The following is a 20,550-nucleotide window of genomic DNA, read 5'->3' as shown; positions in this document are numbered from 1 at the left end:
GCGAATCGATTCGATTTTTCATTGTCTGACGCGGTCGTTTTGCGGTGAACTGTTCACAAACTGCCGATAGGTTGGCCTTGGGTGCGGCACTGTGCACCCGGCCTGACAGGAGGGATGGCATGACCAGAGACGGCGAACTGAGCTTTCGGGATTCTGTGGATCTGATGTTCAACCGCGCGGTGCGGCTGATGGATCTGAGCCCCGGGCTGGAGCAGAAAATCCGCGTCTGCAATTCGACCTATACCGTGCGCTTTGGCGTGCGCCTGCGTGGCAAGATCGAGACCTTCACCGGCTATCGCTCGGTGCATTCCGAGCATATGGAGCCGGTCAAGGGCGGCATCCGCTATGCGCTGTCGGTCAACCAGAACGAGGTTGAGGCGCTGGCCGCGCTGATGACCTATAAATGCGCGCTGGTGGAAACGCCCTTTGGCGGGTCCAAGGGCGGGCTGTGCATCGACCCCCGCGCCTGGGATGAGCATGAGCTGGAGCTGATCACCCGGCGCTTTGCCTATGAGCTGATCAAGCGCGATCTGATTCATCCGGCGCAGAACGTGCCCGCCCCCGATATGGGCACGGGAGAGCGGGAAATGGCGTGGATCGCCGACCAGTACAAGCGGATGAACACCACCGACATCAACGGCAACGCCTGTGTGACGGGCAAGCCGCCGCATGCCGGCGGGATTCAGGGCCGGGTCGAGGCGACGGGGCGCGGTGTGCAATATGCCTTGCAGGAGTTCTTCCGGCACCCCGAAGACACGGCACGCGCCGGGCTGAGCGGCAGCCTGGATGGCAAGCGGGTGATCGTGCAAGGCCTGGGCAATGTGGGGTATCACGCCGCCAAGTTCCTGTCGGAAGAAGATGGCTGTCTCATCACCGCCATCATTGAACGCGACGGCGCGCTGCAATGCGATACCGGACTGAATGTCGAAGATGTGCGGCAATGGATGGTCAAGCAGGGCACGATCAAGGGCTATCCTTCGGCAGCCTTTGTGGATGATGGGACGCCCTTGCTGGAAGCCGCCTGCGATATTCTGATCCCGGCTGCGATGGAGGGGGTCATTCACAAGGACAATGCGGCCCGGATTCAGGCCCCCCTGATCGTTGAGGCGGCAAATGGCCCGGTCACCTTTGGCGCGGATGAGATCTTGCGTGAAAAGGGCGTCGTGATCATTCCCGACATGTATGCCAATGCGGGTGGGGTCACGGTGTCCTATTTCGAATGGGTCAAGAACCTGTCGCATATCCGCTTTGGCCGGATGCAGCGCCGCGCCGAAGAGGGGCGGTCGCGCATTCTGGTCGAAGAGCTGGAGCGGTTGTCGGCGGATCAGGGCTTGGGCTGGACGCTGTCCCCCGATTTCAAGGAGAAGTTTCTGACCGGTTCGGATGAGCTTGCTTTGGTGCGGTCTGGTCTGGATGACACCATGCGCACCGCCTATCAGGCGATGCGAAAGGTCTGGCACGAACGCGACGATGTCGATGACCTGCGCACAGCGGCCTATATCGTGTCGATCAGCCGGGTGGCGACGGCCTATCGGTCAAAAGCGCTGTAATCGCCTGGCGGGCCATCTGCGACAGATGATGTCGCGGATGGCATTGGCTTTGCGGCTGATCCTTGCTTATCTGCCCGCGACCCGGTTGAATGCCGCAGGTCAGGGAAAGGTCTGCCATGCGCTATTCCGGTTTCAGGGTGCTTGCTCAGGGTCTGTTCGGCAATACCGGTTGGCAGCCTGCCTGGCGCGACCCGGTGCCCAAGCCAGACTATGACGCGCTGATCATCGGCGGCGGCGGGCATGGTCTGGCCACCGCCTATTATCTGGCGAAAAACCATGGGCTGACCAATATCGCGGTGCTGGAAAAGGGGTATCTGGGGTCGGGCAATATTGGCCGCAACACCACGATTGTGCGGGCGAATTACTTTCTGCCGGGCAACTCGGAATTCTACAGCCATTCCCTGAAACTGTGGGAGGGGCTGGAGGCGGATCTGAATTACAACGTGATGCACAGCCAGCGCGGGCTGATCAACCTGTTCCATTCCGACGGCCAGCGCGATGCCTTTGCCCGGCGCGGCAATGCGATGATCAATCAGGGCGATGACGCCGTGCTGCTGGACCGTGAGGGCGTGCGCGAGCTGCTGCCCTATCTGGATTATGACAACACCCGTTTCCCGATCTATGGCGGGCTGTTGCATCCGCGGGGCGGCACGGCACGGCATGATGCGGTGGCCTGGGGCTATGCCCGCGCGGCGGATCGGCGCGGGGTCGATCTGATCCAGAATTGCGAAGTGACCGGGATCGACATCAAGGACGGCCGCGTGACCGGGGTGCAGACCACGCGCGGGGCGATCCGGGCCAAGAAGGTGGGCATGGTGGTGGCGGGCCGGTCCGGGCAGGTGGCGGCGATGGCGGGGCTGCGCCTGCCGATTGAGAGCCATGTGCTGCAGGCCTTTGTGACCGAGGGGCTGAAGCCGGTGATCGACCATGTGATCAGCTTTGGCATGGGGCATTTCTACATCAGCCAGTCTGACAAGGGCGGGTTGGTGTTCGGCGGTGATCTGGATTTCTACGCCTCCTATGCGGCGCGCGGCAACCTGCCGATGGTGGAACATGTGATGGAGGCGGGGATGACCCTGATGCCGATGATCGGCCGCGCCCGCGTGCTGCGGTCCTGGGGCGGGATCATGGACATGACGCCGGACGGATCGCCGATCATCGACCGCACGCCGGTGGACGGGCTGTTCATCGACGCAGGCTGGAACTATGGCGGGTTCAAGGCGGTGCCGGCATCCGGCTTTTGCATGGCGCATCTGATGGCCACCGGGCAAAGCCATGCCGTGGCCGCAAGGTTCCGGCTGAACCGTTTTGCCACCGGGCATCTTCTGGATGAAGAAGGCACCGGCAGCCAGCATAACCTGCATTGAGGGCGTGATGGGTCTGACCGCTTATGCCCCTGCTCTGGCGTTAGATGCCTCCGGGCTGAGACCGCAGGCCAAGGGGGACGCACCCTTTTTGACGCTGACCACAAAGAGAGGTTGTTCAAGATGCGCCTGACCTGCCCGCTGTGCGGACCGCGTGACCGGCGGGAGTTCTATTATTCGGGGGCGGCGGTGGCTCTGGACCGGCCGGGGGCGGAGGCCCCGCCCGAGGCATGGGATGACCATCTGCACAACCGCGACAACCCGGCCGGGGTAACGCAGGATCTGTGGTATCATGAACAGGGGTGCTGTTCCTGGCTGAAGGTCACCCGCAATACGGTGACGCATGAGATTTTGGCCGTGGAAACTGTGGGCGGTGACAGCACCGCAGGGGGTGTGGCATGAGGATTGACGGCAAGGGCCGGATCGACCGGACGCGGCCTGTCACCTTTACCTTCGATGGCCGCGCCTATGCGGGGTATAAGGGCGATACCCTGGCCTCGGCGCTGATCGCCAATGATGTGCGGGTGGTGGGCCGCAGCTTCAAATACCACCGCCCGCGCGGGATTTTGACCGCCGGATCAGAAGAGCCAAATGCGTTGGTCGAGATTGTCGGCCCTGCAAATCAGACCCCGAACACCCGGGCGACGGTGCAGGAACTGTTCGAGGGGCTGGAGGCGCGCAGCCAGAACCGCTGGCCCTCTTTGCGCTTTGACGCGCTGGAGGTGAATGATCTGGCAGCCCCCTTTCTGTCGGCAGGGTTCTATTACAAGACCTTCATGTGGCCGCGCCGGTTTTGGGAAGGCGTCTATGAGCCACTGATCCGGCGTGCCGCGGGGCTTGGCAGCCTGTCGGGGCGCCATGATGCAGGTGTCTATGAAAAGGCCTGGGCGCATTGCGACCTTTTGGTGATCGGCGCGGGACCGGCGGGGCTGATGGCGGCGCTGACGGCGGCGCGCGTCGGTGCGGATGTCATTCTGGCGGACGAGTCCTCCGAGCCGGGCGGGCGATTGTTGTCGGATGCGGCTGAAATCGGCGACCAGCCTGCGGCTGACTGGGTTGCGACTGTGCTGGCAGAACTCGCCAGCCTGCCCAATCTGCGGTTGATGACACGCACCACGGTGACGGGGGCCTATGATGACGGCACCTTTGGCGCACTGGAGCGGGTGGGGCTGCACCGCCGTCCGCGCCCCAACCTGCCGCGGGAGTGTTTCTGGCGGATCGTTGCGAAGCGGTCGGTCCTGACGGCGGGGGCTTTGGAGCGGCACATCGCCTTTGAGGACAATGACCGGCCCGGGGTGATGCTGGCCTCTGCGTTGCCTGCTTACATGAACCGCTATGGTGTGGTGCCGGGACAACGCGTGACATTGTTTGGCAATAATGATGGTCTGCGCGGCGTGGCGCGCAGCCTGATGGCGGCCGGTGTCACGGTGGCGGCGATCATCGACCCGCGCGAGGATGCCCCGGAGGAGCCGGGTGTCACTGTGCACAAGGGGGCGCAGGTTGTGCGCGCGCGCGGGCGGATGGGCCTGCGGGAGATCACGGTGCGGTCTGGGGGCCGAGAGTTCCGGCTGGAGACCGATTGCCTTGGCGTTTCAGGCGGCTGGAACCCGACCCTGCATCTGACCTGTCATCTGAACGGGCGGCCGCGTTGGTCTGACGAACTTGCGGCCTTTGTGCCGGTGGAGGGCGCGGTGCCGGGAATGCTGGTGGCGGGGGCGGCCAATGGCACGTTTTCCAACCATGGCTGTCTGGCGGCGGGGGCAGAGGCGGCGCGGGCGAGCCTTGCGGCGCTGGGCCGGGTGGCGGGGGCGGTGGATCTGCCGCAAGCTGAAGATGCGCCCTACCGCATTGCGCCCTTGTGGGCGGTGCCGGGCAAGGGCCGCGCCTGGCTGGATTTTGCCAATGATGTGACGGTCAAGGATGTGGGGCTGGCGGCACAGGAGGGGTTCCGCTCGGTCGAGCACATGAAGCGCTACACCACGCAGGGCATGGCGCCAGATCAGGGCAAAACCTCAAACGTGGCCGCGCTTGCGGTGCTGGCCGATGCCACCGGGCAGGCCATTGCGCAGACCGGGACCACCACCTTCCGCCCGCCCTATACGCCGGTGTCGATTGCCGCGATGGGGGCCGGCGGGCGCGGTGAAGGTTTTGCTCCGCAACGCTTTTTGACCAGCGATCAGGCCAGCCGGGACCGCGGGGCTCCGATGATCGAGGCGGGGCTGTGGTACCGGCCCGGCTATTTCCCAAAGCCGGGCGAGACGACCTGGCGCGAGGCCTGTGACCGCGAGGTCAGGATGGTGCGGACTGCGGTTGGGGTCACGGATGTTTCTACCCTCGGGAAGATCGACATTCAGGGGCCTGATGCGGGGCGGTTCCTGGATTTTGTCTATACCAACATGTTTTCCACCTTGCCGGTGGGAAAGGTTCGTTATGGGCTGATGCTGCGCGAGGATGGCCATGTGCTGGATGACGGCACCTGCGCGCGGCTGGGGCCGGACCATTGGTTGATGACCACCACCACCGCCGCCGCGGGGCTGGTGATGCGGCATCTGGATTTTGTGCATCAGGCGTTTTGTGCCGCCTGGCAGGTGCGGTTCGTGTCGGTGACGGAAAGCTGGGCGCAGTTCGCGGTGGCCGGGCCATTGGCGCGCGATCTGGTGGCGAGCGCGCTTGGCCATGCGCCGGACCTACCGTTCATGGGCTGCGTGCCGGTGACGGTGCAGGGGGTGGCGGGGCGGCTGTTCCGCATCTCGTTCTCGGGCGAGGAGGGGTATGAGCTGGCGGTGCCCACCCGCTATGGCGAGGCGCTGTTCCGCGACCTGACGGCGCGGGCGGAAACCATGGGCGGCGGGCTATACGGGATGGAGGCGCTGAATGTGCTGCGGATCGAGAAAGGGTTCATCACCCATGCCGAGATCCACGGTCGCACCACCGCCTTTGACATCGGCATGGAAAAGATGATCAGCGGCAAGAAAGACTGCATCGGCAAGGCGGCGGCTGCGCGCCCCGGTCTGCTGGGGGCTGCGCGTGAGCAGATGGTCGGCTTGGTGCCGTTGACCGATACGGTGCTGACGGCGGGCGCGCATCTGTTTGCGCAAGGGGTCGAGCTGACGCGCGACCACGCGGCGGGCTATGTGACATCGGTGGGGTATTCCCCGACCCTGCACAGCCATCTGGCGCTGGGCTTCTTGCAGAATGGCCGTGCGCGGCATGGTGAAACGGTGCGGCTGGTGGACCGGCTGCGCGGCGTGGATGTGCTGTGCCGGGTCAGCGACCCGGTGTTTCATGACCCGAAGGGAGAGAAGCTGCGTGCCTGACCTGATCGCCAAACCCGCGCTGGGCCTGCCCCCGCTGACGCATGCCGGCACCACTCTGGCCGAGGCAGCCTTGCCGCAGATCACGGCCATTGCGCCGTTTCCGGGCCAGTCGGCGGCGGTGGGCACCGCGCTGGGCCTGACCTTCCCCGCGCCGAACTGCGTGACAGAGGCGGGGGAGGCAAGGTTGGTCTGGGCCGGGCGCGATCTGGCGTTTCTGCTTGGCAAAGCCGCGCCCGAGGGCCTGCCGGCGGCGGTCACCGATCAGTCTGACGGCTGGGTTGCGCTGACCCTATCGGGGCCGCAGGCGGTGCAGGTGCTGGCGCGTCTGGTGCCTCTGGATCTGCGCGACATGCCGCGGGGGCAGGCGGCGCGCACGGCGCTGAACCACCTGCCGCTGGTCCTGATCGCCGAGGGGGAGGGAGCATTCACCCTGCTGACCTTCCGCTCCATGGCGCGCACGGCCTGGCATGAGATCGGTGAGGCGATGGAGAAGCTGGCGGCACGGGCGGCCCTGACGCCGTAACCGGCTGCGCCGGGCCGGGGAGTCTTTGCCAGACCGAAACGGAACAGCGCGTCTGTCCTGCTGGTCTGTCTGAAAGCCCCCCCCCGGATGGCAGACAGCCCCCCGCGGGGGGCTGCCGGGCTCACCAATGGCCGGTGTTTTCCATGCTGGACCAAGGCTCTGCCGGGGCCAGCGCCTCGCCCTTCTGCAGCAACTCGATCGAGATATTGTCGGGGCTGCGGACAAAGGCCATGCGGCCATCGCGCGGGGGGCGGTTGATGACCACGCCATTGGCCTGCAGATGGGCGCAGGTGGCGTAGATATCGTCCACCTCATAGGCCAGATGGCCGAAATGGCGGCTGTCAGAGGGCAGGCCGTCATCGCCATCCCAGTTATAGGTCAGCTCCACCGGGCAGTCCGGCTGGCCGGGGGGGGCCATGAAGATCAGCGAGAACCGGCCCTTTTCGCTGTCATTCCGGCGGGTTTCTTCCAGCCCCAGCAGGCGGTAGAAGGCCATCGATGCCTCCAGATCCTTGACCCGGACCATGGTGTGCAGATATTTCAGTGCCATCGTAAAATGCTCCTTTTGCGTTTGCGCCTATCTTAGCGCCCGCGCCGGGAAAGGCGAGGGGGGGCGGGCAGCTCCGGCCTGGCGCAGCATTGTGTCAATGAATCCATGCTTCTGCGCCTCTGCGTGACCGGGAAGGCCCGCACACCCTTGCGAGGGTTCCCCAACCTCTCGTATCCTGCGCGCCAACACGACCCACATCTTGTGAACGCCCGGATTCGAAAGGCCACCCCCATGCCGCTGTCCCCTGACCAGATCGCTGAAATCGACGCCGCGCGCGCCACGCCCCGCCAGACCCTGCGGGCGGTGTCCGAGGGGATGGAGGCGCATCTCTACCGCGCGCACGAAGTGCTGGATCACGGTTTCATCCGCGTCATCGACTATATGGGCGATGATGCCGCCATCGTGCAGGCGGCACGCGTCAGCTATGGCGCGGGCACCAAACATGTGTCGAATGATGAAGGGCTGATCCGCTATCTGATGCGGCACTGGCATTCGACCCCGTTCGAGATGTGCGAGATCAAGCTGCACGTCAAATTGCCGGTCTTTGTCGCCCGCCAGTGGATCCGCCACCGCACCGCCAACGTCAACGAATACTCCGCCCGCTATTCGATTCTGGACCGCGAATTCTACATCCCCGCGCCCGACCAGCTGGCCGCGCAAAGCACGGTCAACAATCAGGGGCGGGGGGCTGTGCTGGAGGGGGCAGAGGCCGCGCGGGTGCTGGAGATCCTGAAGCGCGACGCGGGGCAGGCGTTTGACAGCTATGAGCAGATGCTGAGCCAGGACGGCCAGCAAGGGCTGGCGCGCGAACTGGCGCGGATGAACCTGCCGATGAACACCTATACCCAATGGTATTGGAAAACCGACCTGCACAACCTGTTCCACTTCCTGCGCCTGCGGGCGGATGCCCATGCGCAATATGAGATCCGGGTGTTCGCCGAGGCGATTGCGGCCTGCGTGAAGGACTGGGTGCCTTTGGCCTTCGCCGCGTTCGAGGATTACCGGATGGGCGGTGTGACGCTGAGCGCGAAGGCGGTGGAGGTGCTCAAGCGACGTCTGGCTGGCGAGGTCGTGGGGCAGGCTGAGAGCGGGATGAGCAAGGGGGAATGGCGGGAGTTTGAGGGGGTTTGGGGGTGAGGATAATTCCTGAGAGCCACTGGCGGAACTTAGAGGCTGATGCTGCCGGTTTCGTGTATCCACATCGAGTGCGCGTGAAATGTGAAGAGTGTGACGCATGGTCAGTTGTGGCATTGGAGAACGCGTCTACAAATGCCGCCGCGTTCTTACGAACAGCCTCTGGAACTTGCCCATCATGCGAGGTCGTCTTTCAGTTTTTACTCAAGTATGACACCAAGACGCCAAAGGGAAATCAGAAACGAGCTGTGCTGCTTCTGTCCACGGGGGTATCAGAAAAATACATAATGCCGCACGAAGGCAGTAGCGCCATAGACGAAAGGATAAATAAACTTCTTTCAGAAGCTGTTCAGTCTTTTAACGCGGGGCGTTACGGGGAGTCGTCAAACCAAATAAGAAGAGCACTGGAGGGGTCTCTGAAAAAGTCTCTCCATGGAAAAGCCTTGAGTGATGGTGATCAACAAAAAACCTTGCATGCTTTGATAAATTTAGCTGTACAGCATGTTGACTTTTCTGATCCTCTAAAAAAGTTGGCTATTTTGGCGAAAGACATCGGGAACATGGGTTCTCACTTTAACGACGATGGCGATCCAAGCCCTGAACTGGTTAGGGAACAAATCGAAGCAACTAAGTATATAGTATCATATCTATTTGAGTTGCCGAACTCCATAAGCGAAATGCAGGCGCTTATAGATGATAATAAGCGCCCAGTAGGTGATTTAAGCAAACTGTGACAAGAAATGTGGCCGCCAGTAGCGGCGGTAGGTGTAACCTCGCTCCCTTACCTCCCCCCTATCCCCCCACCCCGAATCGCCCTATGCTGCGACGCAGAAACGGGGGTCCGCATGGGTCAGGTCATCACGATTGCGCAGCAGAAGGGCGGGTCGGGCAAGACCACGCTTTCGGTCAATCTGGCGGTGGAGCTGGTGCGGCGGGGGGTGTCGGTGGCGTTGCTCGACACCGATCCGCAAGGCAGTCTGGGCCGCTGGTTCATGGCGCGGCGCGAGCGGCTGGGCGATCCGGGGATGGATCTGTCGACCGCAAGCGCCTGGGGCGTGGGCTATGAGTGTGAAAAGCTGCGCAAAACCCATGACATCGTGATCATCGACACGCCGCCCAAGATCGACGCCGATCTGCGGCCTGCCCTTCGCGAGGCGACGCTGGTGCTGATCCCCGTTTCGGCCAGCCATGTCGATCTCTGGGCGACCGATGGGGTGCTCGACCTTGCCGCGCGCGAAAGCCGGCCGGTGATGATCGTGCTCAACCGCTGCAAGGCGGGCACGCGGCTGGGCGAAGAGGTGGCGAATGCCGCGGGCGATCTGGCCGAGGTGGCAGAGGCGCGGCTGGGCCAGCGGGTCGCCTATGCCGAAACCATGGGCAACGGGCTGGCCGTGGCCGAAGTGGGCAAATCCCCCGCATCGGGTGAGATTGCGGCGCTGGCGACCGAGGTGATGGCGCGGCTTCAGGCCTGAGGCGGATCATCCGGCCCGGTGCCGGTTCCGCGCGTGGGCTGATCCGGCCCGCGCACGATCAGCATCCAGAAGGCAAAGGCCCCAAGCCCTGCCGAGAGCATGCCCCAGCCGGTGCTGCCGTTGACGAATTCAAAAAACGCCCAGGCCACCGGCACCAGCGCCGAAACCCAGCGCACCCAGGCCCTGGCAAAGAACGGATGATTGGGGTCGAGGAATTTTTTCATGCGCGCCCTTCCGGTGTTGGAAGGGAGGTAGCGGTTACGCCCGCGCAATCCAAGCCCCCCTGCCGCGAAATCTGCCCGCTGCTGCCCAAGTGCTGCCGTGATCGGGGCGTCAGGCTGCGACCATGCGTGTGCCCTTTGTGCTTTTTGTGATCTCTTGGCTGGCGGCTTTGGCGGGCCTGTGGCGGACCGGTGCCTGGGATGCCCCGCCGGTGCTGCTGGCCCTGCTGTCGGCCCTTGCTGCCGCGATCCTGATGCTGCGGGCCAAGCCAAAGGCGGCGCCAAAGCCTGCGCCGCGCAGCATTGTGGTGGACGGGTCCAACATCATGCATTGGAAGGACGCGACGCCGCAGCTGGCGACGCTGCGCGAGGTGGTGGGGGTGCTGGCCGATCAGGGCTATCAGCCCGGCGTGGTGTTCGATGCCAATGCCGGGTACAAGCTGACGGGCCGCTATCTGGATGACCGGCCGCTGGCCCGCGCGCTTGGCCTGCCCGTCGACCGGGTGCTGGTGGTGCCAAAAGGTGAACCGGCGGACCCGGTGATTCTGACCGTCGCGCGCGAATTGGGCGCACCGGTGCTGAGCAACGACCGGTTCCGCGATTGGGTGAACGATTTCCCCGAGGTGGCGCAGCCGGGCCATGTGCGGCGCGGCGGCTACCGCGATGGGGCGCTGTGGTTGGAGACGGCGCGTTAGCGTTTGCGCCGCTTCACCCCGCCGCGCTGGCCGGGGCGGCCTGCGGTGGACCGGCCGGCCATTTTCTGGGCCTCGTCGACAGCCTCTTCGATCACCGATTGCCGGGCCAGCGGGTCGTCATGCACCGCAAGCTCCACCGCTTCCAGCCGCTTGACCTCATCGCGCAGGCGGGCGGCTTCCTCGAATTCCAGGTTCTCGGCGGCCTTGCGCATCTGCAGGCGCAGAGCGTCCAGATGGGCGGCGAGGTTCTGGCCGACCATGGGCTTGCCCACCTTGGCGGTGACGCGGGCCATGTCGGTATCGCCCTGCCACAGGCCTTGCAGCACATCCTCGACGTTCTTCTTCACCGTCATCGGCGTGATGCCGTGTTCAAGGTTGTAGGCAATCTGCTTGTCACGGCGGCGGTTGGTTTCGCGCAAGGCCCGTTCCATACTGCCGGTGACGCGGTCGGCATACATGATGACGCGGCCATCGGCATTGCGCGCGGCGCGGCCGATGGTCTGGATCAATGAGGTTTCCGATCGCAGGAAGCCCTCCTTGTCGGCGTCCAGAATCGCCACCAGCCCGCATTCGGGAATATCCAGCCCTTCGCGCAGCAGGTTGATGCCGACCAGCACATCGAAGGCCCCAAGGCGCAGGTCGCGCAGGATTTCAATGCGTTCGATGGTGTCGATATCCGAGTGCATGTAGCGGATGCGGATGCCCTGTTCGTGGAAATACTCGGTCAGGTCTTCGGCCATGCGTTTGGTCAGCGTGGTGACCAGAACCCGCAGATCCTGCGCCGCGACCTTGCGGATTTCATCCAGCAGATCATCGACCTGCATTTCGACAGGGCGGATCTCGACCTGCGGATCGACCAGCCCGGTCGGGCGGATCACCTGTTCGGTGAAGACGCCGCCCGCTTGTTCCAGCTCCCAGGCCGCCGGGGTGGCAGAGACAAAGACCGATTGCGGGCGCATCGCATCCCATTCTTCGAACTTCAACGGCCGGTTGTCCATGCAGGACGGCAGGCGGAAGCCGTGTTCGGCCAGCGTCATCTTGCGCCGGAAGTCGCCCTTGTACATGCCGCCGATCTGCGGGACCGAGACATGGGATTCGTCGGCAAAGACGATGGCATTGTCGGGGATGAATTCAAACAGGGTGGGTGGCGGCTCGCCGGGGGCGCGACCGGTAAGGTAGCGCGAATAGTTCTCGATCCCATTGCAGACGCCGGTCGCTTCCAGCATCTCCAGATCGAAACTGGTGCGCTGCTCCAGCCGTTGGGCTTCCAGCAGCTTGCCCTCGGCCACCAGCTGATCAAGCCGCTGACGCAATTCCTTTTTGATGCCAATCACCGCCTGCTGCATCGTCGGCCGCGGGGTGACGTAATGGCTGTTGGCATAGATGCGGATCTGTTTGAAGCTGTCAGTCTTGGCCCCGGTCAGCGGGTCGAATTCCACAATGGCCTCAAGCTCTTCGCCAAAAAAGCTGAAGCGCCAGGCCCGGTCGTCCAGGTGGGCGGGCCAGACTTCCAGACTGTCGCCGCGCACCCGGAAGCTGCCGCGCTGGAACGCCTGATCATTGCGGCGGTATTGTTGCGCCACCAGTTCGGCCATCACCTTGCGCTGGTCATAGGACTGGCCCACCAGCAGATCCTGCGTCATCGCTGAATAGGTTTCCACGGAGCCGATGCCGTAGATGCACGAGACCGAGGCGATGATGATCACATCATCACGCTCCAAAAGCGCCCGCGTGGCCGAATGGCGCATCCGGTCGATCTGTTCGTTGATCTGGCTTTCTTTCTCGATATAGGTGTCAGACCGCGCGACATAGGCTTCGGGCTGGTAGTAGTCGTAATAGCTGACGAAGTATTCCACCGCGTTTTCGGGAAAGAACCCCTTGAATTCGCCGTATAATTGCGCGGCCAGCGTCTTGTTTGGGGCCAGGATGATTGCGGGGCGCTGGGTTTCCTCGATGATCTTGGCCATCGTGAAGGTCTTGCCGGTGCCGGTGGCCCCCAGAAGCACCTGATTGTGCTCGCCCGCCCGCACGCCGGCAGACAGCTCTGCAATCGCGTTCGGCTGGTCGCCCGCAGGCTGGAACGGTGTGGACAGCACAAACCTGCGCCCGCCTTCGAGCTTTGGCCGCGTCAGCACCTCAGGGCGTTCGGTCAGGGCATTGGCGTTGTTATGGGGCATGGGTGGCTTTCCGTTCAGGACGACGTCTTTATCGTGCCTAATGTATTCCGTTTTTGTTCCCATGAAAGGGGGGTGGGCAACGGAAGATTAAGGCGAATTGCGGCAGGGTTGAGATAAATGATTCAATTTTAGCAAAAACAAGATGCAGACACTCATCTTTTGGTTGAAAGACGGTCGCAGCTTTGGCAAGGTGATTTTGCAAGCAGTAGACTGAAGCTGTCGGTTGATCGCATCACACCCCACCCACACCCCGTGATCAGCCGACAGCGACTGCTTCCCCGCTTGGCCCTTGCGTCCCCCCCCGGTTTTCAGTCATACAAGCCACGTCAATTCCGGAGGTTTTTCATGCGCGCCCGCATCTACCAGCCCAGCAAAACCGCGATGCAGTCGGGTACCGCCAAGACCAAAGGCTGGGTGCTGGATTTTGCGCCTGCCTCGGCGCGCGAAGTTGATCCGTTGATGGGCTGGACGTCATCAGGCGACACGCAGGCGCAGGTGCGGTTGAATTTTGACACATTGGATGCGGCAGAGGCCTATGCCCGCGCCCGGGGCATCGACTATGATGTACAACTTCCAAAACCACGCAAGCCGCTGATCCGCGCGCGCGGATACGGTGAGAATTTCGCCACAGACCGCCGCGGTGTCTGGACCCACTGACACGGTGTAAATCGGGGCATAGTTGCTGCCGTTTGGGGCAAGGTTTGGACGGTTCGGGGCAAAGGTTTTGTAAGTCTTTGATTTTGTGAGGAGGACCTTTTGGGTCATCTGTATGATCAGGGCCTTTTGGCCAGCCAAGGTAGGTAGCTCACACTTCGGTCGCCATGCGGTTGTCGATCACTTGATTGCTGCTGAATGCCTTCAGGTTCGAAGCACCGATACCAGACCAGTAAAGGCCTGTCGCTCTGGTGCCTTATACGTTTAGGGCCAGGATAGCCGCGGCAGGTGATCTGCCGCTCTCGTCAAGGGCTGGGATGCGCACCAGCGGCTGTGCGATAGTCAAATTGGTGCATGAAGTGTTGGAAGATGGCGTCCGTCTTTTCAGAAAGCGTATCTTCGCCATACTTTGACGCCGGAAGACCTGTGCGGTCATCGTAGAGCAGGTCATAAATCTCTTGGCGAAGCCCATCACGGGTGCTTTGCTTCTCAAAAAGGTCCTGCACCTCCTCCATTCGCCGCTGGATTGCCTTCAGAATTTCGACAGATACCGACTTGATCTGCCGGATTTCCTCTTTTGACAAATCGTCCCGCATCAGTAGATCAAAGACTGGTTTCTGCTCCTGTGTCAGGCCTAGCGCCACGTGGCTTTGTGCTTCCTCTTCGAGGTCGGCTGCGATCCTCATCAGCGCCTCGAAGGTGGCCTCAATCGTGTTCTTGTCCTTTTCTTTGTTGTATTCCGCCACGATCTTATCGAAGCGGTCCTGGAAATCGGTCAAGGTAGGATTGGCTGCCAGCATCTTTGCGAGTCGTTCCTGAAGAACCGTCCGGAGATCCTGCACGTCACTGGCCTGGCGCTCGCTCTTTGCAAATTCTCTTCGAAGCAGTTCGAAATTGACCTTCGAGATGTCGAAGACCCGCTCGCCCTCACGGTCGGGCCGGATGTCGATTGCCTCGGCCACAATTGCGTTCAGCTTTTGGATGATCGCTGACGTATCAGCGGCCAACTTGTCCTCTTGGAGCGAATTGTAGATATAGTTGATCGCCTGGTAGTCGGCCTTGAAAATCTCGACCTGCGCAAAGGTCAGGCAGGACTTGTATTTGCGAAACACCGCCCGCGCAGCAATTTCGAACCGCTTCCGGGACTCGTCGTTGGCATTGATGAGCTCCTTGGCATCCTTGAGCGCTTTCAGCTTCTTGAAGCCATCTTCCACATGCAGCCGTTCTAGGCCAAACCCATCCGCCCGCAATCCCTCGCGCACGATCTGGATGGCTTCTGCCAGTTCGGAAAGAAGTGCTTCCTCCGGGTTCAAGGGGTCGACGATTGGCTCATCCTCGCCGCCGCCCATTGGGCCACTGCCTCCAGTGTGACCGGCGAATGTTGCCAGTGCCTTCCGCAGGTTCTTCAGGATCCCGCAATAATCGACGATGAGGCCGTTGTTCTTGCCTTCCTTGACCCGGTTCGCACGGGCGATGGCCTGCATCAACGTGTGCGCCTGCAGCGGCTTGTCGAGATAAAGCGTCGACAGTGACGGCACGTCGAAGCCGGTCAGCCACATCGCGCAGACGATCACGATCCGGAACGGGTGGTCATCGCGCTTGAACGCTGTTTCCACGTCGAGCCGCTTCTCGACTTCCTGTCCACCGACCACTTCCTTGACCGTGAAGCCGTCCTTCATCCGCTTGCGGTGCGGGATGATATCGAGGCCCCAGTTCTTGAACTTCTGAACCTCACCCTGCTCGTCGCTGACGACGACGGCCATCTCGGTCTTGCGCATCCATTCGATCTGCTGGGTGCGGATCACGCGCTCCTGGTCGTCGGACACATGAACCAGATCCCTCTCCAGTTCCGCGATCCGGGCGGTCCAGGCTTCCGCGATGAAATCATACATCCGGACGGCCGTGACCTTGTCGATGGCAACGAACATCGCCTTGCCGCTTTCCCAATTCGAGGAAAAGTGCCACGCGAAATCCGTCGCGATATGGCGCAGGCGGGGCTCGGCCGTGACGATGTGGTATTCGCGCTTCAGGTCATCCGACAGCTTGGCCGCCACATCCGGGTCGTCGATTTCGGCATCGGCGATTGCGGCCGCCAGTTTTTCGTTCAGCCCGTCGCCTGACAGACGCAGCTTGTCGCCGCGCGCGTCGTAGTAGAGCGGCAGCGTCGCCCCGTCCTCGATCGCATCTTGAAAGTCATAGGTCGACAAGTAAGCGCCGAAGACCTTCTTCGTGACCTCATCATTGGAGAACAGCGGCGTGCCCGTGAACCCGATGAATGCGGCGTTGGGCAGCGCCTTTCGCATGTTCAGCGCCAGCGTGCCATATTGCGAGCGATGCGCCTCGTCCGTCACCACGATGATGTTGTCGCGGTCAGAATAGATGCCCGCCTTGGCCTGATCATCGGTGAACTTCTGGATCATCCCGAAGATCACCTTCTTCTGCTGGCCGAGCAGATCGCGCAGCTCTTGCGCCGATCCGGCGCGGCAGGGGTCCTTGTCGGTGTTGGCAAGGCCCACGCTGGCGAAGGTCTTGTAGATCTGGTTGTCCAGATCCGTCCGGTCGGTCAGCACCAGAAAGGTGAAATCACCGCCCAACCGCCGATGCACCTTCTGGGTGAACAGCGCCATGGAAAAGGACTTGCCCGACCCTTGGGTGTGCCAGAACACGCCAAGCTTGCCGTCTAGCGCGCGGCGGTTGGCCACTGCATCGACCGCGCGGTTCACGCCCAAAAACTGGTGGTTCTTGGCGAGGATCTTCACAGGGCCGTTCGCGGTATCGGCGAACAGGATGAAATTCTCGAACAGGTCCATGAACCGCCGCTTGTCGAAGACGACGCGCAGCAGCGCCTCCATCGGCAGCATCTCGTCGCGGCGATCGCGCTCGTCCAGTTTCAGCCAGTCCGCGAAATGGTCGTAATCCGCGCTGATCGAGCCCATCTTGGCCAGTTCGCCATTGCCCAGAATGACAAAGGCGTTGAAGTGGAACAGGTGCGGGACCGTGTCTTTGTAATCCGACAGGTTCTCGGCATAGGCACGCTTCAAGTCCTTGTCGGGGCGCTTCAGCTCGCAGAACATCAGCGGCAGGCCGTTGACAAAGCCCACGATGTCGGCGCGGCGGCGGTGGGCATAGCCACGCACCCACAGCTCGCGCACGGCGAGGAAGTCGTTGTTTTCAGCCGTGTCGAAATCGAACACCCGCAGCCGTTCGCTGCGCTGTTCGCCGTTCTGGCGGAACTTCACCCGCACGCCGTCGCGGATCAGGGCGTATTTGTCTTGGTTGATGTGCAGCAGGGATTGCGAGCCGAAGATGTCGGTTATCTCGCGCAGCGCCGCCTCATAGGCCATGTCGGGCAGGCCGGGGTTCAGCCTGAGCAGCGCCTCGGACAGATAGCGGGTCAGCACCACGTCCTTGTCGGACTTGCGGCCCAACGTGCCCTCTGCCCCGAAGACCTCCTTGTTCCAGGCCATGACCACGCGCCAGCCGTGCTGGGTGGCGAGGTAATCGGCCATGGTTTTCTGAACAAGCTGGTCTTCGGTGAAATCGTTCATGGGCAAACACTACACTTAAACGGGAATGCGTCCATCCATCAGGCGCGGGAGGAGCAGGTCGCCGGCGCGGGTGAGTTTTGAGTTCAGCATCTCAAGCTCGTGCATTTGGGCATGCATTGGTCGAACAAACTCTGCGAAACGGGCAGCGATATTTGCATTCGGAACGGGAATCTCCTTGATCTTGAATTCAGGCCAATGCCCTTTGTAGGCATTCAGCTTTACCAAGCCTAGCGTCGCATGATGAAGCCAATAGATTTCATTCGGAACATTCGATGACGGTTTGAATGGCAAAACGTTCTGGATGGCCGAAAAAGAAAAGTGAATAACTCTCTGATAGCATGTGTGATTTGCGAAAACGATCACGGGGTCATCAACCGATGCCACGAAAGATGGTTGCTCATCGTGAAAGCCAAGCTGACCTGATTTCCCTTGGTCAAGAATGGGAACTGTCCCCTTCGCAGATGCTGTCGCTTGTGAGAATAGCTTTCCCGGGGGCAACCGTTTCACTGAATCTTCAACACTGAGAATTCTCCACCCCTCCGGCAGGCCATCAACGGTCTTTACCGTCTCATGGCCGGGAAAGCGGAGGTGGACAAACCATTCGCGGTAAAGCAGCCGCGCCGCCTGCTCCAGCAACCCGATCCGCCGCCGGTTGTTCTCGATCAGGTCGTCATAGGCCGAGAGGATGGAAACGATGCGCTCCTGCGCCTGCGGGTCAGGGCACCTGACCTTGATCTTGTGCAAGACGTTCCGGTCTACGCCCGGAACAGCCGCTTTTTCGCTCTGATAGTTCTTCAGTTGGTTGCGCAGGAAATAGGCAACGAACTTTGGATCGTTGCCGTGAAAGTCGATGGCATAGAGAGCTGTGTTCAATGGCCAATACGGGCGATCCAGATAGAAGACTTCGCCAATTGTGCCATATCGCCCGGTCACGACACCTGGCGGTTCTGCTCTTGCCTCATTGTGCCAGCCTGTAATGCCTGACGATGAAACGACCGGGATATACCCATCAATTCGGCGATCATTGGGCAGATCGTGACCCCGTTTCAGCGTGACTACATCCCCGAGTTCGCAATCAGTCCAACTCATCCGAGCAACTCTTCAAAATTCTTCGCGATCACCTCGGCCAGTTCTACCGCCTCTGTGTTCAGCCCGTCCAGTTCCAGGTGGATTTCGCGCAGCGCCTCTTCAAATTCGAACTCGTCATCCTCGACCTCCGGCGCGACACCTACATAGCGCCCCGGCGTCAGGCTGTAGTCATTCGCGGCCAGCTCCGCGTGATCCACCAGCTTGACCAGCCCCTGCACATCGCGCAGCACGCCATCGGGGAAGCGCGACAGCAGCCAGTGCGCCTGCCCTTCGAAATAGCGGAACCGTTTCAGGCTGCCCGTCACCACCAGTTGCACCGCAGGATCGCCCGTCAGCGCCACCCGCGCATCTGCCACCGCGGCAAGCAGCTTTTTCCCCTCGGCCGCCAGTTTCCGCACCTCGGCCGTCACGCGCTTGGCGGCGGCCTCGCTCGTCTGCGCCTCGATCTGCCGGTCGCCCTTGGCCACCAGCGCCTCTTGCGCCTTTTGCAGCAGCTTTGCGGCCGCGTCGATTTCCTTGATCAGTGCCTTGGCCTTGTCGCCCACCGGCTGCATGACCGACAGCCGCGCATTCAGCGCGCCGATCTCAGCAGGCGCAGAGATCAGTTCGGCCGCTGCCGTCGCGAAGGCGTCGCAATCCGCGCGCAGCAGCTGCGCGGCCTCTGTTAGGCTGGCATCTTCCAGTTGCGTGGCGAAGAAGGCCGCGCAGGCGTCAATCGCCGCCAGCAGATCGGTGAAATCCGCCCCCTCGGCTTCGGCTCGCGCCGTTTCCAGATAGTCCTGCACAAGGGCGGTGAAGCGGTCGGTCTGCCCGCGATAGAGCCAGCTGATCGCCGTCAGGCTGCGCATTTGTTCGGGCGAAAAGTCATAGACCTTGCGTGTGACCTTGCGGAACACATGCCGCGCGTCCAGCATCAGCACCTTATCGCGCATGGCCTCTGGCTTGGCCTTATCAAAAAACCACAGCTCGCAGGGGACAGTGCGGGTGTAGAAGAAGTTGCCCCGGATCGCGACCATGATGTCGACATCGCCGGTCTTGACCAGCGCCTGACGGACATCGGCCTCTTTCCCGCCTGCGGAGGATGCCTGCGAGGACATGACGATCCCCGCCCGCCCGCGCGGCGACAGGTAGGAATGGAAGAACGACATCCAGATGTAGTTGCCGTTCGACACCTTCCCGCCCTTGTTGACGCCGGGCAGGCCGAAGGACAGGCGCTTGTCATCCTTCATCTTTTCCGCGTCGATTTCATCGACGTTGAAGGGCGGGTTGGCCATAACGTAGTCGAAGGGCCCCTGGTCTTTGTGCGGATCTTCGTAATAGCTGATGGCCTTCTGGATATCGCCCTCCAGCCCGTGGACGGCGAGGTTCATCTTGGCCAGCCGAATGGTAGTGGGGTTCTTTTCCATCCCGTAGAAGGTCAGCCGTTCGTTCGGGTTGGCCTTTTGCATTTCCACGAAATGCGCTGACTGCACGAACATGCCGCCAGAGCCGCAGGCCGGGTCGATCACCTTGCCGCGGGTGGGTTCGATGACGTTGACGATGGTTTCTACGATGCTGACGGGGGTGAAAAATTCGCCGTTGTCATGGGCCTTCTGGTCCGCGAATTGGGTGAGAAAGTATTCGTAGATGCGACCGAACACGTCGCCATCAGCCCTTTGAAGGGCGGGATCGTTGAAGATTCGGAGGATATGGCGCAGGTTGGTATCGTCCAGTTCCGCGTATTCCTGCTTGGGCAACAGGCCCTTCAGCGTCTCGTAGTCGCCCTCGATGCTTTCCATCGCGGCGATCAGCGCGGTCGCGGCGCTCTGCCCTTCGGGCAAGCTGACCAGCATGTCGAACTGGGCTTCGGGGCGAAGGTAGATGGAGCCGCGGCGGGAGAAGTCTTCCTTGGTCAGATCACGGACCACACCGCCCCGGCTGGGCAGCGTGGGGAGGATCTCGTCACGCACCTTCAGGAACCGGGAAAAGGCGTGGCGCAGGAAGATCAGCCCCATGACGGGCATGAAGTATTCGTTGCTAGCGAAGTTGGAGTTGGCGCGAAGGGTATCTGCCGAACCCCAGAGGCGTTTCTCGATGTTGCTGATCTGCTCCACAGAGCGCCCCCTAAATTCTTGCGGTATCGCCAAGCTATAGCCTTTGATGGCAACGGAAAGCCAGTCGATGAAGCTTGTCTCGCGGGCTGTTTCAATCGTTTCAGGCTGAATTAGTTGTGCTTGTCGCCATCCTGTTCTGAAGCTGGTCGCATAGCATCTGAAT

General features: G+C 61.7%; 16 protein-coding genes. 10 read left to right on the top strand and 6 right to left on the bottom strand.

Annotation, left to right across the window (positions count from 1 at the left end; all coding sequences use genetic code 11):
• Window positions 1-119 precede the first annotated feature (119 nt).
• The 5 genes from CXR43_RS16635 (at window position 120) to CXR43_RS16615 (ending at window position 6,754) form a co-directional block, all read left to right on the top strand.
• Window positions 120-1,550: a Glu/Leu/Phe/Val family dehydrogenase gene (locus CXR43_RS16635; protein WP_103336109.1), complete on the top strand. Its 1,431-nt coding sequence runs from the start codon at window positions 120-122 to the stop codon at window positions 1,548-1,550.
• A 116-nt stretch (window positions 1,551-1,666) separates the two neighbouring features.
• A complete protein-coding gene (locus CXR43_RS16630) occupies window positions 1,667-2,917 on the top strand; it encodes a sarcosine oxidase subunit beta family protein (RefSeq protein ID WP_103336156.1) in 1,251 nt (416 codons plus the stop codon).
• A 120-nt stretch (window positions 2,918-3,037) separates the two neighbouring features.
• Window positions 3,038-3,316, top strand: coding sequence for a sarcosine oxidase subunit delta (locus CXR43_RS16625; protein WP_103336106.1), 279 nt, complete (start codon window positions 3,038-3,040; stop codon window positions 3,314-3,316).
• Window positions 3,313-6,231, top strand: coding sequence for a sarcosine oxidase subunit alpha family protein (locus CXR43_RS16620; RefSeq protein WP_103336103.1), 2,919 nt, complete (start codon window positions 3,313-3,315; stop codon window positions 6,229-6,231). The genes CXR43_RS16625 and CXR43_RS16620 overlap by 4 nt, the downstream gene beginning before the upstream one ends.
• Entirely contained in the window at window positions 6,224-6,754 is a 531-nt protein-coding gene (locus CXR43_RS16615; RefSeq protein WP_168219870.1) for a sarcosine oxidase subunit gamma, read from the top strand. The genes CXR43_RS16620 and CXR43_RS16615 overlap by 8 nt, the downstream gene beginning before the upstream one ends.
• Before the next feature lie 121 nt (window positions 6,755-6,875).
• Here CXR43_RS16615 and CXR43_RS16610 read toward each other — a convergent pair whose 3' ends face one another.
• The gene (locus CXR43_RS16610) at window positions 6,876-7,304 is read right to left on the bottom strand and encodes a VOC family protein (protein ID WP_103336098.1); all 429 of its coding nucleotides are present in this window, start codon (window positions 7,302-7,304) and stop codon (window positions 6,876-6,878) included.
• Window positions 7,305-7,535: 231 nt separating this feature from the next.
• Between CXR43_RS16610 and thyX the strand changes: the two genes are divergently transcribed.
• The 3 genes from thyX (at window position 7,536) to parA (ending at window position 9,910) form a co-directional block, all read left to right on the top strand.
• On the top strand, window positions 7,536-8,441 hold the full coding sequence (gene thyX / locus CXR43_RS16605; RefSeq protein WP_103336095.1) for an FAD-dependent thymidylate synthase: 906 nt from the start codon (window positions 7,536-7,538) through the stop codon (window positions 8,439-8,441).
• A 245-nt stretch (window positions 8,442-8,686) separates the two neighbouring features.
• Window positions 8,687-9,172 (top strand): DUF4145 domain-containing protein, encoded by a 486-nt coding sequence (locus CXR43_RS16600; RefSeq protein ID WP_146036546.1) that lies wholly within the window; start codon window positions 8,687-8,689, stop codon window positions 9,170-9,172.
• 111 nt (window positions 9,173-9,283) lie between these two features.
• The gene (gene parA, locus CXR43_RS16595; RefSeq protein ID WP_103336089.1) at window positions 9,284-9,910 is read left to right on the top strand and encodes a ParA family partition ATPase; all 627 of its coding nucleotides are present in this window, start codon (window positions 9,284-9,286) and stop codon (window positions 9,908-9,910) included.
• Here the strand turns inward: parA and CXR43_RS16590 are convergent.
• Window positions 9,901-10,134, bottom strand: a complete 234-nt coding sequence (locus CXR43_RS16590) for a hypothetical protein (RefSeq protein ID WP_103336086.1) — start codon at window positions 10,132-10,134, stop codon at window positions 9,901-9,903. The genes parA and CXR43_RS16590 overlap by 10 nt on opposite strands.
• A gap of 122 nt (window positions 10,135-10,256) precedes the next feature.
• On the opposite strand from CXR43_RS16590, the gene CXR43_RS16585 reads away from it, so the two are divergent.
• Entirely contained in the window at window positions 10,257-10,826 is a 570-nt protein-coding gene (locus CXR43_RS16585) for an NYN domain-containing protein (protein WP_103336084.1), read from the top strand.
• Here CXR43_RS16585 and uvrB read toward each other — a convergent pair.
• On the bottom strand, window positions 10,823-13,003 hold the full coding sequence (uvrB, locus tag CXR43_RS16580; protein ID WP_103336082.1) for an excinuclease ABC subunit UvrB: 2,181 nt from the start codon (window positions 13,001-13,003) through the stop codon (window positions 10,823-10,825). The genes CXR43_RS16585 and uvrB overlap by 4 nt on opposite strands.
• 345 nt (window positions 13,004-13,348) lie before the next feature.
• Between uvrB and CXR43_RS16575 the strand changes: the two genes are divergently transcribed.
• Entirely contained in the window at window positions 13,349-13,660 is a 312-nt protein-coding gene (locus CXR43_RS16575) for an ETC complex I subunit (RefSeq protein WP_103336080.1), read from the top strand.
• A gap of 302 nt (window positions 13,661-13,962) precedes the next feature.
• Here the strand turns inward: CXR43_RS16575 and CXR43_RS16570 are convergent, their stop codons facing one another.
• Genes CXR43_RS16570 through CXR43_RS16560 form a run of 3 tightly spaced genes read right to left on the bottom strand, consistent with a single transcriptional unit; the run spans window position 13,963 to window position 20,387 of the window.
• A complete protein-coding gene (locus CXR43_RS16570) occupies window positions 13,963-17,205 on the bottom strand; it encodes a type I restriction endonuclease subunit R (RefSeq protein WP_103336078.1) in 3,243 nt (1,080 codons plus the stop codon).
• A gap of 15 nt (window positions 17,206-17,220) precedes the next feature.
• Entirely contained in the window at window positions 17,221-18,294 is a 1,074-nt protein-coding gene (locus CXR43_RS16565; protein WP_103336076.1) for a restriction endonuclease subunit S, read from the bottom strand.
• Window positions 18,291-20,387: a class I SAM-dependent DNA methyltransferase gene (locus CXR43_RS16560; RefSeq protein ID WP_103336074.1), complete on the bottom strand. Its 2,097-nt coding sequence runs from the start codon at window positions 20,385-20,387 to the stop codon at window positions 18,291-18,293. Before CXR43_RS16560 ends, CXR43_RS16565 begins: the two co-directional genes overlap by 4 nt.
• Between the last annotated feature and the right edge of the window lie 163 nt (window positions 20,388-20,550).

It is taken from the genome of Pseudotabrizicola formosa (assembly GCF_002900965.1).
GTDB classification, from domain to species: domain Bacteria; phylum Pseudomonadota; class Alphaproteobacteria; order Rhodobacterales; family Rhodobacteraceae; genus Pseudotabrizicola; species Pseudotabrizicola formosa.
The sequence above is the reverse complement of the archived record's forward strand: the minus strand, read 5'-3'. Positions and strand labels throughout refer to the sequence as shown.